Origin of the sequence: Halomonas sp. Mc5H-6 (genome assembly GCF_024124705.1) — a bacterium.
In the GTDB taxonomy this organism is placed as follows: domain Bacteria; phylum Pseudomonadota; class Gammaproteobacteria; order Pseudomonadales; family Halomonadaceae; genus Vreelandella; species Vreelandella subterranea.
Genome location: NZ_JAMXSI010000008.1, coordinates 174,052 through 188,439, shown reverse-complemented (window position 1 = coordinate 188,439; position 14,388 = coordinate 174,052). Strand labels below are relative to the sequence as shown.

Annotated in this window: 14 protein-coding genes; 7 read left to right on the top strand and 7 right to left on the bottom strand. The window is 59.3% G+C overall.

The window, feature by feature from the left end; genetic code table 11:
* Nucleotides 1-70: 70 nt before the first annotated feature.
* From NH395_RS12965 to NH395_RS12950, 4 genes are all read left to right on the top strand, one after another.
* The gene (locus tag NH395_RS12965) at nucleotides 71-1,534 is read left to right on the top strand and encodes a protein adenylyltransferase SelO (RefSeq protein WP_253025401.1); all 1,464 of its coding nucleotides are present in this window, start codon (nucleotides 71-73) and stop codon (nucleotides 1,532-1,534) included.
* A gap of 52 nt (nucleotides 1,535-1,586) precedes the next feature.
* Nucleotides 1,587-2,633: a DNA polymerase IV gene (gene dinB, locus NH395_RS12960; protein ID WP_253025400.1), complete on the top strand. Its 1,047-nt coding sequence runs from the start codon at nucleotides 1,587-1,589 to the stop codon at nucleotides 2,631-2,633.
* Nucleotides 2,634-2,744: 111 nt separating this feature from the next.
* Nucleotides 2,745-3,572, top strand: coding sequence for an alpha/beta hydrolase (locus NH395_RS12955; RefSeq protein WP_253025399.1), 828 nt, complete (start codon nucleotides 2,745-2,747; stop codon nucleotides 3,570-3,572).
* Nucleotides 3,573-3,581: 9 nt separating this feature from the next.
* Entirely contained in the window at nucleotides 3,582-3,830 is a 249-nt protein-coding gene (locus tag NH395_RS12950) for a YkoF family thiamine/hydroxymethylpyrimidine-binding protein (RefSeq protein ID WP_066321271.1), read from the top strand.
* Nucleotides 3,831-3,890: 60 nt separating this feature from the next.
* Here NH395_RS12950 and gabT read toward each other — a convergent pair whose 3' ends face one another.
* The 6 genes from gabT to csiR form a co-directional block, all read right to left on the bottom strand.
* Nucleotides 3,891-5,165, bottom strand: coding sequence for a 4-aminobutyrate--2-oxoglutarate transaminase (gene gabT / locus NH395_RS12945; RefSeq protein WP_253025398.1), 1,275 nt, complete (start codon nucleotides 5,163-5,165; stop codon nucleotides 3,891-3,893).
* Nucleotides 5,166-5,221: 56 nt separating this feature from the next.
* Entirely contained in the window at nucleotides 5,222-6,157 is a 936-nt protein-coding gene (locus tag NH395_RS12940; RefSeq protein ID WP_253025397.1) for a sensor domain-containing diguanylate cyclase, read from the bottom strand.
* Entirely contained in the window at nucleotides 6,150-6,962 is an 813-nt protein-coding gene (locus tag NH395_RS12935) for an EAL domain-containing protein (protein ID WP_253025396.1), read from the bottom strand. Before NH395_RS12935 ends, NH395_RS12940 begins: the two co-directional genes overlap by 8 nt.
* 249 nt (nucleotides 6,963-7,211) lie before the next feature.
* Nucleotides 7,212-8,426, bottom strand: coding sequence for a CaiB/BaiF CoA-transferase family protein (locus tag NH395_RS12930; RefSeq protein WP_253025395.1), 1,215 nt, complete (start codon nucleotides 8,424-8,426; stop codon nucleotides 7,212-7,214).
* 69 nt (nucleotides 8,427-8,495) lie between these two features.
* Nucleotides 8,496-9,674 carry an acyl-CoA dehydrogenase gene (locus NH395_RS12925; RefSeq protein WP_253025394.1) on the bottom strand — a complete coding sequence of 393 codons (1,179 nt, stop codon included), beginning with the start codon at nucleotides 9,672-9,674 and terminating at the stop codon, nucleotides 8,496-8,498.
* Between the two features lie 129 nt (nucleotides 9,675-9,803).
* Nucleotides 9,804-10,493, bottom strand: coding sequence for a DNA-binding transcriptional regulator CsiR (gene csiR / locus NH395_RS12920; protein WP_253025393.1), 690 nt, complete (start codon nucleotides 10,491-10,493; stop codon nucleotides 9,804-9,806).
* 100 nt (nucleotides 10,494-10,593) lie between these two features.
* Here csiR and lhgO point away from each other — a divergent pair, with 100 nt between their 5' ends.
* The gene (lhgO, locus tag NH395_RS12915; RefSeq protein ID WP_253025391.1) at nucleotides 10,594-11,790 is read left to right on the top strand and encodes an L-2-hydroxyglutarate oxidase; all 1,197 of its coding nucleotides are present in this window, start codon (nucleotides 10,594-10,596) and stop codon (nucleotides 11,788-11,790) included.
* A 9-nt stretch (nucleotides 11,791-11,799) separates the two neighbouring features.
* On the opposite strand, the gene NH395_RS12910 is transcribed toward lhgO, so the two are convergent.
* Nucleotides 11,800-12,546, bottom strand: coding sequence for a sulfite exporter TauE/SafE family protein (locus tag NH395_RS12910; RefSeq protein WP_253025389.1), 747 nt, complete (start codon nucleotides 12,544-12,546; stop codon nucleotides 11,800-11,802).
* 288 nt (nucleotides 12,547-12,834) lie between these two features.
* Between NH395_RS12910 and NH395_RS12905 the strand changes: the two genes are divergently transcribed.
* A complete protein-coding gene (locus NH395_RS12905; RefSeq protein WP_253025387.1) occupies nucleotides 12,835-13,794 on the top strand; it encodes a TAXI family TRAP transporter solute-binding subunit in 960 nt (319 codons plus the stop codon).
* 20 nt (nucleotides 13,795-13,814) lie between these two features.
* A complete protein-coding gene (locus tag NH395_RS12900) occupies nucleotides 13,815-14,366 on the top strand; it encodes a DUF1850 domain-containing protein (protein WP_253025385.1) in 552 nt (183 codons plus the stop codon).
* The last annotated feature ends 22 nt before the right edge of the window (nucleotides 14,367-14,388 follow it).

The following is a 14,388-nucleotide window of genomic DNA, read 5'->3' as shown; positions in this document are numbered from 1 at the left end:
CTCGGCGTTTACTTGAGTAAAATGCTAGGGTATTGGGACATACCTTATTCGCTAGCACGTGGATCGTTTCATGCTGTCATTTGAACATCGTTATGCCACCTTACCGGAACCGCTCTGGATTGCCAGCCAGGCAACGCCGGTTGCCCACCCCGAGCTGATTGCGTTTAACACGCCGCTCGCCCGTGAGCTGGGCGCGCAGGACATCCCGGACGCCACCACGCTTGCCGAGTGGTTCAGCGGTAACCAGTTACCGCCCGGGGCCAAGCCTGGTGCCCTGGGCTACGCGGGCCACCAGTTCGGCAATTTTGTGCCGCAGTTAGGCGATGGCCGTGCGTTACTGCTGGGTGAAGTCGTCGATCAGCATGGCAAGCGCCGTGATGTGCAGCTCAAGGGCAGCGGCCGTACGCCGTTTTCCCGCGGCGGCGATGGCCGCTCGCCATTGGGGCCGGTGCTGCGGGAATATCTGGTCAGCGAGTTTATGGCCGCCGTGGGGATTCCTACCACCCGCGCGCTGGCGGCCGTTACCACCGGTGAGCGCGTGGTGCGCCAACTGCCCGAGCCGGGTGCGGTATTTACCCGCGTGGCCAGCAGCCATATTCGCGTCGGGACGTTTCAATTTATCGCTGCCCGCCAGGATGAAGCGGCGCTAAAGGCCCTGGCGGACCATGCCATTGAACGCCACTACCCGGAGGCTGCCAAAGCAGACGACCCCTACATGGCGCTGCTTGAGGCGGTGGTTGCCCGCCAGGCGGAATTGGTTGCCCGTTGGCTGAGCATCGGCTTTATTCATGGGGTGATGAACACCGATAACTGCAGCCTGGCGGGGGAGACCATCGATTATGGCCCCTGTGCTTTTATGGAGCAGTTCAATCCTCAGAAGGTGTATAGCTCCATCGATGAAGGCCGCCGCTATGCGTTTGCCAACCAACCGGCAATTGCCCAGTGGAACCTGGCCCGCTTCGCCGAGACATTGCTGCCGCTGATAGAGGGCGAGGGCGATTCGTTGGTCGAAAAAGCCACCAATGCCATCCGCCATTTCGATACGTTGTTTAACGCCGAACAGCGCCGCTTGCATGCCGATAAGCTCGGCCTGGAAGCGGAAAGTGACCAGGCCGAGGCGTTGATGGAAGGGCTGGAAAGCCAGATGCATCAGGGGCGAATGGACATGACCGCCACCTTCGATGCGCTCACCCACTACGCCGCCTCGCCAAGCGATGAACACCGCGATGCGCTGCTGGCGCTGACAACCCAGCCTCAGTCGCTAACCGCGTGGCTGGAGGAGTGGCAGGCGGCGCAGGTAGCCGGGCAAGACGAGGCGCGCTTTGCGGCCATGCGCCGCAGCAATCCAGTCATCATTCCCCGCAATCATCGCGTTCAGGAGGCCATCGATGCCGCCTACGACGGCGATTTTGCGCCGTTCTACACGCTGCTGGGTGTGGTCACCCAGCCGTTTGATGACTCGGCGGAAGCACGCCGTTTGGCAGCGCCGGCGACCGATAGTGAACAGGTGCTGCGGACGTTTTGTGGCACATGAAGGGCTAGGGCTTGTGATAAACTGTGGTTTTTTACAGGTAGAAGGCTAGTCAGTGCGCAAAATCATTCATTGCGACTGTGACTGTTTTTACGCGGCGGTGGAGATGCGCGACAACCCGGCGCTGCGTGATATACCGATTGCCATTGGCGGCAGCGTCGAGCAGCGCGGGGTGGTCGCCACCTGCAACTACCCCGCCCGGGAATACGGCATTCACTCGGCGATGCCCATGGCCCAGGCGCTCAAGCGCTGCCCGCATTTGACGGTCATTCGCGGCGATATGGCCAAGTATAAAGCCGTCGCGCGGCAGGTGTTTGCCATCTATCGCGATGTCACCGAGCTTATCGAGCCACTTTCATTGGATGAAGCCTTTCTGGATGTCTCCGAGGTTACCCAGCATCACGGCAGCGCGACGCTAATGGCCGAAGCGATCCGTGAGCGGGTCAGCCGCGAGGTAGGCATTACCGTCTCGGCCGGTGTGGCACCGAACAAGTTTCTGGCCAAGATTGCCAGCGACTGGAACAAGCCCGACGGCTTGTGCGTGATCACGCCGGATGAGGTGGACGGCTTTGTACAGCAGCTGTCAGTGAAAAAAATCCACGGCGTTGGCCCGCGCACGGCAGAAAAACTAGCCGGGCTTGATATCCATACCTGTGCCGATTTGCGCGCCCGTACGCTGACGGATCTGGTCGAGCACTTCGGCCGTTTCGGGCGGCGGCTGCATGAACTGAGCTGGGGGCGAGACGACCGACCGGTGAAAACCCACCGCGAGCGCAAATCGATCAGCACCGAGCAAACCTATTCCCAGGACTTGCCCACTCTTGAGGCCTGTCGCCATGAACTACCGGGGCTGATCGAGGATTTGGAGCGCCGCTACGCGAGGCTGGACCCGCCGCTCGGGGTGCGCGGGTTGATCGTCAAAGTGAAGTTCAACGACTTCACCCAGACCACCGTGGAACACGCCGACCCCGCCCCCAACCTGGCCCAGTTCGAAACGCTGCTGAACGTTGGCTGGCACAGGGGCGAGCGACCCGTGCGACTGCTGGGTGTAGGCTATCGGCTGGCGGAGAATACGCAGGTGCAACAGCTGGCGCTGTTTTAATTAGCCTGTTAACGCCTGGTCGGATTGACGCTGCGCACAGAGTGAATTAAAACAGATGTATGATAGATAGCTTCTCACCCCTGACTTATCGACTTCACCACGAGCCTTGCCATGCCTGCTGATACCTCGTCACGCCCTCGCTTAGTATTTGCCCATGCCAATGGCTTTCCCGGTCTGAGCTATCGCAGCCTGCTTGATCCGCTGGCCGAGTCCTTTGATCTGCATCCGCTGGATCGCCTGGGGCATCATCCGGATTACCCGGTCAATCATAACTGGGGCAACCTGGTGGATGAGCTCCTGAGCTATCTTCCCGATAGCGACACGCCGCTGCTCGGCGTTGGGCATTCGCTGGGCGGAACCTTGATGGCAATGGCAGCAGATAAGCAGCCCGAGCGCTTCTGTGGCGTGATCATGCTCGACCCGCCGTTGATGCTGGGGCGGGATGCCTGGGCGATGAAGGCCGCCAAACGCTTCGGGTTTGTCGACCGGGTGACGCCTGCGGGGAAAACCCTGGGCCGACGCACGGTGTGGCCGAGTCGCGAGGCCATGGCCAACTCGCTGCGCCGCCGCGGGTTGTTTCGACGCTTTACCCCGGACGCGCTCAACGACTACATTGAAGCAGGAACCCGAGTATTGGCCGACGGGAGTGCCGAGCTGACGTTCGACCCGCGCATCGAGGTAGAGATTTTCCGTCATTTGCCGGACCACCTGACCCGTTTGCCGCGTCGGTTGAGCGTGCCGGTCGAAGTCGTGGCGGGGGAGAACTCGGACCTGCTGACGGCGTCACGTATCAAGCGTTTGCAGCGTTTCGGGGTGGCGGTCAGCCGTGTTCCCGGTACGCACATGTTCCCCATGGAGCACCCTGAGGAAACCCGCGACGCTATCCTGGATGTCTGGCACCGTCTGGCCAAGACGAGTCAGTCTTCCCACACAGCGTAAGGAGACGTTATGTATCTTTCCGTACAGCTTAGCTATTATCCGCTGGCCGAGGATTTCAAGCCGGTGGTGAAAGACGTGGTAAAACGCCTGGAAGCGACAGGTCTCGAAGTACACCCTAACCGGATGAGCACCCAGGTGTTTGGTGAATTCGACGAGGTGATGGCAGCACTGAGCGATGTCATGAAATGGTCGTTCGAGACCCATGGAAAAGCGGTATTCACCGCCAACTTTCTAGAAGGCGACCGGCGCCCTCGTTAACGCCAGCATCAAAAACGCCGCCCGATTGGGCGGCGTTTTGGTCTGGTATAAAGATGACGCTTACACCAGCGAATCCAGGCAGGATTCGATAATATCCAGCCCTTCATTGAGGACGTTGTCTTCAATGGTGACGGGCATCAAGAAGCGGATGGTGTTGCCGTACATGCCGCAGGAAAGCAGGATCAGCCCTTCTTCACGTGCTTTTTTGCACAGCGCCGCGGCCAGTTCTGGGTTGGGGGTACGGTCGGTCTTGTCGGATACCAGCTCAAACGCGGCCATGGCACCCATGTTGCGGCCGTTATCAACGCAGGCGAACTTGCTTTCCCAGCTGCTGAAGCGCTGCGCCAGCTTTTCGCCCAGCGCCTGGCTCTTCTCGAGAATGTTTTCTTCTTCAAACACTTCCATTACCGCAAGAGCAGCCGCACAGGCGGTCGGGCTGCCGGTGTAGGTGCCGCCCAGCGAGTTGGGGCCGGAAGCGTCCATGATCTTGTCGGTACCCACGATCGCGGAGATCGGCATGCCGTCGGCCATGCTCTTGGCCATGGTCATGATGTCGGGCTCAACACCGCTGTGCTCGATAGCAAACATCTTGCCGGTACGGCCAAAGCCCGACTGTACTTCGTCGATGATCATCAAGATGCCGTGCTCATCGCAGATTTCGCGGATCTTGGTCAGGAAGCTGGTAGAAGCTGGGTAGAACCCGCCTTCACCGAGTACCGGTTCCAGCACGATAGCGGCGGTATCTTTGGGGTTGGCATCGGTTTTCAGCGCCATTTTCAAGCCACGGATGGCTTCGTCTTCGCTTACGCCGTGGTAGGGCACGGGGTAAGGGGCGCGAAAAACGGTGCCCGGCATCGGGCCAAAGTCGGTCTGGTAGGGCGCGACCTTGCCGTTCATGGCCATGGTGTAGAAGGTACGGCCGTGGTAGCCGCCGTCGAAGCAGACTACGTTGGAGCGTCCTGTGGCGGCGCGGGCAACCTTGATGGCGTTTTCCAGCGCTTCGGCGCCGGAGTTGGCCAGCATGACCTTGGCGTGGCCGCGCACCGGCACGATCTGGCTGAGTTTCTCGGCGACTTTTACATAGCCTTCATAGGGCATTACCGTCTGGCAGGTATGCATCACCTTGTCGAGCTGGGCTTTGACGGCAGCAACGACCTTGGGATGGCGATGGCCCACGTTCAGTACGCCAATGCCGCCGGCAAAATCGATAAAGCGGTTGCCGTCGGCGTCCCATACTTCAGCGTTTTCCGCGCGGGCGGCAAAGGCAGTGGCGGGGCTTGCGGCACCAGCAGCAACATACTTGTTTTTTAACTCGTTTAACTCGGCATTACTCATAGTTCAACTCCTGAGTGGATGGGGATAGGCTTCAGCATAGTGCGCAATAGGCAGGATTACATGGATGAAGCGACCACAACGCGATTGCGACCCGACTGTTTAGCTTGATACATGGCTTTATCGGCATGATCAAGTATCCGGGTGGTGGAGGCCTCGACATAACCTGCCACGCCTGCGGAGAGCGTAACCGTCAAGGCCCGCTGGGTAAACGTTGCCTCGGCAACGGCACTGCGCACGCGTTCCATGGCCTGCCGCGCATTTTCGGCATCCACTTCGGGCATGATGACCAGAAATTCCTCACCGCCCAGGCGAATCTGGATATCGGTCTCGCGCAGTGTCTCGTTCACTTTTGCCGTGACTTCTTGAAGAATATTATCTCCGACGCCGTGGCCGTAGGTATCGTTGATCGCCTTGAAATTATCCAGATCAAACATTGAAACGCTGAGTGGACTTCCATAACGCGAGCTTCGACTTAGCTCCTGCTCCAGGCGCTGCAAGCCAGCCCGCCGGTTGAGCAGGCCGGTGAGTTCGTCATGGTGGGCAAGGTAGTGCAGGCGCTCGTTGGCTTTCTGAAGGCGCTGTTCCAGCCGCTTGCGCTGGGTGATATCGACAATGAAGGTGACTTTTCGCGGTTGCCCGTCGAAGCCGATGATGCGTGCGGCTTCGGCGATAATGGTATGCGTCTTGCCGCCTTTACCTATAACTTCCCACTCCTGACGTAGCTCATGTCTCTCCTCGCCCTCTATAAACGAGTCATGTAGGTCATGTAGCGTCTCGCGGTTGGCATCGGGAACTAGCATGGTGAAGTGCTGGCCCAGCAACTCCTCTTCGGCATAACCGTAAAAGTCACAGTAAGCCGGGTTGACCATTTCAAAATAACCCTGGGGGTCGGTGATGCAGATACCCAGCGGCGCCGCCTTGATGACGTTTTCCGTATTGCGTTTCGATTGGTCCAGAAGCTGATGAATGTCTGGCGAGGTGGAACTAGTCATTGGGTACCTGCAAGCTGGCCTGTTGTGATTCTTCGCGCAGCGCTATCAGGCGCTGCGTCAAGGCTTTGTCGTCAGCCAGGGCATTGACGGCCGGTCGCGCATAGTAGAACCCCTGCTGGCAGGGAATGCCTTCACGGGCCAGCCACAATGCCTCTGCGTGGGTTTCCACGCCTTCGGCAATCAGTTTGATGGCTAGCTCATCGGCCAGTTGAATGATCGAACGAAGCAGCGACTGGCGTCTATTATCATGGTCACAGTTCATCACCAGTTCGCGGTCTATCTTGATTTTATCGGGGATGAGGTCGGTCAGCAGATCCAGGTTGGCGTAGCCGTTACCGAAATCATCCAGAGCCGTCCTGAACCCCATCGAGCGATAGGCATCGATAATGTTGCATAGATGCTGGCGGTCGCGCACGCGCTCGGTTTCGGTAATTTCGAAGATCAGCCGGTCGGTCGGCCAGCCGACGCGCTGAGAAACATCCAGGGTCGCCTGGATGCAGGCCCTGGGTTCATACACCGCGTTGGGTAAAAAGTTGATCGACAGCGCCGTCGGCATATTGAGGGCGCTGGCCATTTCGATGGCTTTTACCCGGCACGCCTGGTCAAAGTGATAGAGCAGGGTGTCGGTCACCTGGGAAATAACGCTCCAGGCGGACTCACCTTGCGGTCCGCGTACCAGGGCTTCATAGGCGTCAATCTTGGCAAACGATACATCCACAATAGGCTGGAAGGCCATTGTGAAATCGAAGGGCAGCTCGCCTTCACAGCGTTTGCAGGTTCCGTTCACGCGCGCGCACTGACTCATCGTGTCTCCAGGTATCTGGCGCTCGCCAATAACAAAACAAGCGCTGCATTGCTTACTTAACCCAACAATAACAGGTCACTGTTGAAAGTTGGTCAACTTCTCGTAAGCTTTTTGTATATGTATTGTACAGCATTTGATGACAACGAACATCAGTCAAAAAAGCGTCGGGATAGGCTGCTTATCACAGTAGCCTAATAGGTCGTTGGATAGTGTACGGTTGGATAGACGTTTAAATGAAATCGGCCAGACTCAGATAATACCCGCATCGCGCAGTGCCTGTCGCTGTTCAGGGGTAATGCCAATATCGGTCAGCACGTCGTCGGTGTGCTCGCCGAGATAGGGCGGCGCCGTGCTGGCGCTGATGGATTGACCGTCCATGCGAATCGGATTGGCGACCAGATCAACCTGGCCCGCCTGAGAGTGGGGCAGCGTTTGCTTGAGCCCACGCGCCTTGACGTGGGCATCGTCGAAGACCCGATCCAGGGTATTGATCGGGCCGCTGGGCACGCCCACGGCTTCAAACCTTACCAGCCAGTCGTCGGTGGGGCGCTGGGCAAGCGTCGCCTCGAGTACCGGTACCAACTGATCGCGATACTGAACGCGCATGCCGTTGGTGGCAAAGCGGGGGTCGTCAGCCAGGGCGGGCAGTGAAAGCACCGAGCAAAAGCGTTTGAACTGCTCATCGTTACCCACGGCGACAATCATATGGCCGTCCTGGGTGGCAAAGGCCTGGTAGGGCACGATATTGGGGTGGGCGTTACCCAGCCGCTGGGGAACGTTGCCCGAGGTTAGATAGTTCAGGGCCTGATTGGCGAGCACGCCTACCTGAACGTCCATCAGCGCCATATCGATATGGCAGCCGACACCCGTATCGCGGCGCTGGTATAGCGCGGCGAGCACCGCGTTGGCGGCGTAAAGACCGGTGAAAATGTCGGTAAACGCCACGCCGCTTTTGACCGGGCCGCCGCCGGGTTCTTCATCAGGCTTGCCCGTCAGGCTCATGATCCCGCCCATGGCCTGAATCATGAAGTCGTAGCCAGCGCGGTGGGCGTAGGGGCTTTCCTGGCCGAAGCCGGTGATCGAGCAATAGACAAGGCCTGGGTTGAGCGCCTTGAGGCTTGCGTAATCCAGGCCGTACTTCTTGAGGCCGCCGACTTTGAAGTTCTCGATCACCACGTCGCTGTCAGCTGCCATCTGCTTGATGAGCGCCTGACCCTCGGGCTTCGCCATGTCCACCGTGACCGAGCGCTTGCCGCGGTTGGCGCACAGATAGTAGGCCGACTCTTCGCTGCCCGCGAGCCAGGGCGGCCCCCAGTGACGGGTGTCATCGCCGCTGCCGGGGCGTTCCACCTTGATCACGTCGGCCCCCATGTCGGCCAGCATTTGCCCGCACCATGGACCGGCCAGCACTCGGGAAATATCGAGTACCTTGATCCCGGCCAAGGGTTTGGTCAGCGCGCCCATAGAGGCTCCTGTAATGGATGATAGGTGCTCAAAACCTGGTGCTTGGCAGACAGTGATAAAAGGCAGTAATCAAAAGAACGCCTGAATGCCGGTCTGGGCGCGCCCCAGAATCAAGGCGTGCACGTCGTGAGTGCCTTCGTAGGTGTTGACCGATTCCAGGTTCACCATGTGACGAATGACGCCATACTCGTCAGAAACGCCGTTACCACCGTGCATGTCGCGGGACTGACGGGCGATATCCAGCGCCTTGCCGCAGTTGTTACGCTTGATCAGCGAGACCATTTCCGGCGCCCAGTTGCCGCTATCCATCAGGCGGCCCACCTGCAGCGCTGACTGCAGGCCAAGCGTGATTTCCGTCTGCATGTCGGCGAGCTTTTTCTGAATCAGCTGGTTGGCGGCCAGGGGGCGACCAAACTGTTTGCGGTCCAGAGTGTACTGGCGGGCAGCATGCCAGCAGAATTCAGACGTGCCCATCACGCCCCAGGCAATGCCGTAGCGGGCCTTGTTCAGGCAGCCAAAGGGCCCCTTCAGGCCGCTGACGTTGGGCAGCAGGTTCTCCTCGGGCACAAAGGCATTTTCAAGCACGATCTCGCCGGTAATCGACGCGCGCAGCGAGACCTTGCCTTCGATCTTCGGCGTGGTGAAGCCTTCCACGCCGCGCTCGACGATAAAGCCCTTGATCTGGTTGTCATGGGCGGCCGACTTGGCCCAGACCACGGCGATATCGGCAATCGGGCTGTTGGTGATCCACATCTTGGCGCCGGTCAGGCGGTAGCCGCCGTCAACTTTCTCAGCCCGGGTAATCATGTTGCCGGGGTCGGAGCCGTGGTCTGGCTCGGTCAGGCCGAAGCAGCCGACCATCTCGCCGCTGGCAAGCTTGGGCAGGAATTTCAGCTTCTGTTCTTCGGAGCCGTAGGTCTCGATGGGGTACATCACCAGCGATGACTGCACGCTCATGGCGGAGCGGTAGCCGGAGTCCACGCGCTCGACTTCCCGGGCGATCAGGCCGTAGGCGACGTGATTGACGCCTGCGCCGCCGTAGTCAGGGGAAACGGTCGCTCCCAGCAGGCCAAGCTCGCCCATTTCGGTCATGATCTCGCGGTCGAAGCGTTCTTCACGGAAGGCGCTGAGCACTCGGGGCTGAAGGTTTTCCTGGCAGTAGTCGTGGGCGGCGTCGCGGATTTGGCGCTCTTCGTCGCTCAGCTGGTGCTCAAGCAGCAGCGGGTCGTCCCAGTTGAAGTGTGTCATGTGAACTCCTTGGTGCAGTCCCGCAGACGCCCGCAAGCGACCACGGCAATCACGTGGCGGTCGATATGTTGCTGCGGCCAATGTATCGCCGTTATTTTAAAATATCTACATTTTTTTAAAACGCAGAATTTATTCGATGCCGCGTGCCTTGAGCACACGGGTGATGATGGGCACTGGCGTCATCAAATGGTCGCGCATCAGGATAGACGCTCGATCTGCATCCCGGGCTAGGATAACGTCGACCAGTGCCGCATGCTCCTGGCGCTTCTGTTCCAGGGCCGTTGGCGACATGACGGTTTCCTGCAGCCAGAGATGGCGGTAGCGCTCCACCTGATTGAACAGGGTATCGCGCATTTGCAGCAAATGCGGTGAGTTGCAGCCGTTGGCAATGGCCGTATGAAAGGCTTTGTGACGCAGGTCCCAGCCGTCGAGCAGCTCATCCGGCGAGCTGATGGCGGTGACCTTGGCCAGTCGGTGCGCCGCTGCCAGCACGTCGGCTTCCCAGTCATCGTCGCCGCGTTCGATGGCCAGGCGCAGAATGAGCCCCTCAAGCTGCGCGCGGGCGTCGTAGATATCGTTGAGCTCGGCAAGCGACATGGGGGCAACGCGATAGCCCCGCTGGCTGATGGCCACGACCAGATGGTCGGCCACCAGCTGCGATAGCGCCTCGCGCAGCGGGCCGGTGCTGACGCCGTAGTCGTCTTTGAGGCGGCTCATCAGCAGCTTCTGTTCAGGCGCGAAGCGGCCGCGGATAATATCGTGCTTGAGCATTCGGTAGGCGCGAATGGCGAGGTTCTGACGCGGCGCGTCTGGCTCCATGGTGTGTGGGCTCCCTGGTAAAGGCTGGATGATATCGGCACCAGCAGAATAACGGCTATTATCAGAAAATGTTAACAATGTGGCCTGGAGGAAGAGATTGATGTGGGATTTCATCATTATCGGTGGCGGTATCCTGGGCATGTCCACGGCGATGCAGCTCCAGCAAACCTACCCCGATAAACGGCTGCTGGTGCTCGAAAAAGAAAGTGGCCCCGCACAGCACCAGAGCGGCCATAACAGCGGCGTGATTCATGCCGGCGTGTATTACACGCCGGGCAGCTTGAAGGCCAGGTTCTGCCTTGAGGGTAATCGTGCTACCCGCGAATTCTGTGACCAGCATGACATTGCCTACAACATCTGCGGCAAGTTGCTGGTCGCGACGAACGCGGTCGAAAAGCAGCGCATGGAGGCGCTTTGGGAGCGCACCGCGGCCAATGGCCTCGAGCGTGAATGGCTGGAAGCCGATGCCCTGCGCGAGCGCGAGCCGAACATTACCGGCGTGGCGGGTATCCATGTGCCTTCCAGCGGGATTGTCGATTACGCCGAAGTGACTCGGGCCATGGCCGCTGACTTTCAGCGCCTGGGCGGTGAAATCCGCTATGAGGCGGAAGTGACGGGGTTGGAAGAGCGTCGCCAGGAGGTGGTGGTTAGCACAGCGGAGGCGTCGTACACCAGCCGTTACCTGGTGTCGTGTTCGGGGCTGATGGCCGACAAGGTGATCCGCATGCTGGGGCAGAAGCCCGACTTCACGATCTGCCCATTTCGCGGCGAGTACTACCAACTGCCCGAGCAGCATAATCACATCGTGAACCACCTGATTTATCCCATTCCTGACCCGACGATGCCGTTTCTGGGCGTGCACCTGACCCGCATGATCGACGGTAGCGTGACCGTCGGGCCCAATGCAGTTCTGGCTTTAAAGCGTGAAGGCTACCGTAAGCGCGATGTATCGCTTGCCGATATGGGCCAGATGTTGACCCATCCCGGTATTCTAAAGGTGCTGGGCAGGCACTTTCGGCCGGGGCTTGCGGAAATGAAAAACTCGTTTTACAAACGCGGCTACCTTGAGCTGGTGCGCAAGTACTGCCCCAGCCTGACGGCTGATGACCTGCTGCCTTACCCGGCGGGGGTTCGGGCCCAGGCGGTCTCCAAAGACGGCAAGCTGGTGGACGACTTTCTATTCGTCAATACCCGGCGGACGCTCAACGTGGGTAACGCGCCGTCACCGGCGGCGACCTCGGCATTGCCCATTGGCGCGCATATCGTGAAGCAGGTCGCGGCGCTGCTGATCGATTGACCCCGGCGCTTAACCAGACAGCAGACGCAGCAGGATCGCGGCGATCATCGCAAGGGTCAGGTATTTGATCCACATCGCCCCCCGCGGGCTCATGTTGACCTTTACCGCCAGCCAGGCGCCGGTCATGCTGCCCACCGCCAGCAGTAGTCCGTAGCTCCAGCGCACCTGGTCAAACCACATGAACATCGCCAGGGCGGGGAGGCTGTAGACGAGAATGATCAGTACCTTGAAAACATTCACCTGAGCCAGGTCGATTTTCAGCATGCGGTACAGCACGATGATGAACAGCACGCCCACGCCGACCTGGATAAAGCCGCCGTAAATGCCGATCACGAACATGGCCAGATAAATCAGCGGGGTCAGTCGTTCCTTGGTGAGCGGGCGGGTATCCAGCTTGGGCTGCGGCAGCAGCATTACCAGGGCCGAGGCGGCCATGACGGCAATCAAGATCGCCTCAAACAGCGCATCGCTAACCTGCAGGGCGAGCCAGGCCCCCACCAGCGAGCCGACCACGGCCGGCACCGAAAGACGCAAGCTCAGGCCGATATGCGAGGCGCCTGCGCGTCTGAAATTGCTGATGGCAGACACGCTCTGCAACACGATGGCGACGCGGTTAGTACCGTTGGCCACCTGGGTGGGCAAGCCAAGAAACATCAATAGCGGCAGTGCCAGCATCGAACCGCCCGCCGAGAGGACGTTGATGAATCCGGCAATAATGCCAATGCCCACCAGTGCGGCGGCTTCCCAGAGCATCATGCGCGGCGCTTGCCTGGGGGGGAGTGTCGATCGAGCATGGGGGCCTCCTTTCCAGAAATGTCGATAAGCCTTTAATCATATAAGCATCGCCAGCTAAAAGCACGCAGACGACTTTTCGCTCTGGCGAAACGTTGAAGCAAGGTTTGCCTTGATGCCAAGTTATTGGCATCAAACGGCGATTGCATGCTAATTTCATTGGGACCGCTTCCATTTGATCGGAAGCTGGATCTATTACCTCCCTATTCGTCAACCATACCTATAAGTCCAAACAGGACGGAGGAAACGCTTATGCGAACGCTTTCTAAAGCTGCTGCTGCTTCACTCTTGGCCGTTGCGCTGCCTGCCAGCGCCCAGCAACTGTCTATCGCCACGGGCGGTACCGGTGGTGTTTACTACCCCATCGGCGGCGGTTTCGCCGAGATGATCAATGAGCATATCGAAGGCGCTCAGGCCACCGCCGAGGTAACCGGTGCGTCGGTTGAAAACATGGGCCTGATCATGCGCGGTGACGCCGATATGGCCCTGGCCCTGGCTGACACGGTCTATCAAGCCTATACCGGTACCGGCGACTTTGAAGGCCGCCAGATCGAGAATACCCGCGCGCTGGCATCGGTGTATCCGAATGCCGTGCAGCTGGTCACCCTGGCCGACTCGGACATTGAGTCACTGGCGGACCTGGAAGGCAAGCGGGTTTCCGTGGGGGCACCGGGTAGCGGTACCGAGCTGAATGCGCGCGCCGTACTGGAAGCCAACGGCCTGAGCTATGAAGACTTCACCCCCCAGCGGTTGAACTTCAATGAAACCGCTGACGCCATTCGCGATGGCGACATCGATGCGGGTTTCTGGAGTGTCGGGCCACCCACCAGTTCCATCATGAACCTGGCCACTACGCGTGACATCCGCATCATCGGCCTTTCCGATGAGGAAGTCGCCAATGCGCGGGCAGAAGTGGAAGTCTTCGCGCCCTACCAGCTCCAGGAAGGCCTCTACGAAGGCATGGACGAAGCGGTCCAGACCATCGGCATTCCCAACGTACTGGTGGTCAACTCGGATATGGATGAGGACCTGGCGTATCAGTTGACCCAGTTGCTGTTTGAAAATACCGACGAACTGATCGCGGTACACCCCGCGGCCAACGACACCACCATTGAGTTCACCATGGAGTCCACACCGGTGCCGCTGCATCCGGGCGCCATTCGCTACTTTGAAGAAGTTGACGCCGAGATTCCGGATCGTCTACGTCCCTGATCCGTGCGCAGGCGATCACTATGCAACCATTACGACGCCTGCCTTGGACACTGACCGTAAGGTTAGTCCCGGCCTTCGTGCTGGGGCTAACCGTTTCACCATTAGCCGGAGCGGAGTCTACCTCTGCTCCGGCTAATGCGTCTGAGTTCCTGGTGGTGACCAACGAGCAGGGCGAGCAACTCTTCCACACGCCGATGCCCGAGGGCACGCGCTGGTGCCTGAAATGGCAGCATTCGGTTGAGAAGTTTACGGTCCTGGACTGTTATCGAAATCATGCGGGTGTGATGGAGCTTGAACGCAGCCACCAACCCGACTTTGCCGCTGGCCTGGGGCATATTTATGGTCGTGGCGAGCAGGTTTCCGATGGTCAGGGCGGATATTGGATCGAACATATCGACGAGCCCGTTCCGGGGAATCAGTATGTATTGCGTGTCGGCGCGCCTGCCGTTAACCACCGCCTGGTGTGGCAGCGTAATGGTCAGGCACACAGCTTCAGCCTGAGTCAACGCGTCGCCGGGGAGCGGGTAACGCTGCGCCTGACCGAGTCGGCTGACGCCAACACGAAAAACTAATCAGCCAGATATATCGTCTGAC

Bases quoted from the DNA above. Each gene is read 5' to 3' on its own strand.
- csiR (WP_253025393.1), bottom strand. From the start codon at position 10,493: ATGGAGCCAGACGCGCCGCGTCAGAACCTCGCCATTCGCGCCTACCGA.
- NH395_RS12955 (WP_253025399.1), top strand. From the start codon at position 2,745: ATGCCTGCTGATACCTCGTCACGCCCTCGCTTAGTATTTGCCCATGCC.
- NH395_RS12965 (WP_253025401.1), top strand. From the start codon at position 71: ATGCTGTCATTTGAACATCGTTATGCCACCTTACCGGAACCGCTCTGG.
- NH395_RS12950 (WP_066321271.1), top strand. From the start codon at position 3,582: ATGTATCTTTCCGTACAGCTTAGCTATTATCCGCTGGCCGAGGATTTC.
- NH395_RS12940 (WP_253025397.1), bottom strand. From the start codon at position 6,157: ATGACTAGTTCCACCTCGCCAGACATTCATCAGCTTCTGGACCAATCG.
- lhgO (WP_253025391.1), top strand. From the start codon at position 10,594: ATGTGGGATTTCATCATTATCGGTGGCGGTATCCTGGGCATGTCCACG.
- NH395_RS12925 (WP_253025394.1), bottom strand. From the start codon at position 9,674: ATGACACACTTCAACTGGGACGACCCGCTGCTGCTTGAGCACCAGCTG.
- NH395_RS12935 (WP_253025396.1), bottom strand. From the start codon at position 6,962: ATGAGTCAGTGCGCGCGCGTGAACGGAACCTGCAAACGCTGTGAAGGC.
- NH395_RS12930 (WP_253025395.1), bottom strand. From the start codon at position 8,426: ATGGGCGCGCTGACCAAACCCTTGGCCGGGATCAAGGTACTCGATATT.
- NH395_RS12905 (WP_253025387.1), top strand. From the start codon at position 12,835: ATGCGAACGCTTTCTAAAGCTGCTGCTGCTTCACTCTTGGCCGTTGCG.
- NH395_RS12900 (WP_253025385.1), top strand. From the start codon at position 13,815: ATGCAACCATTACGACGCCTGCCTTGGACACTGACCGTAAGGTTAGTC.
- NH395_RS12910 (WP_253025389.1), bottom strand. From the start codon at position 12,546: ATGATGCTCTGGGAAGCCGCCGCACTGGTGGGCATTGGCATTATTGCC.
- gabT (WP_253025398.1), bottom strand. From the start codon at position 5,165: ATGAGTAATGCCGAGTTAAACGAGTTAAAAAACAAGTATGTTGCTGCT.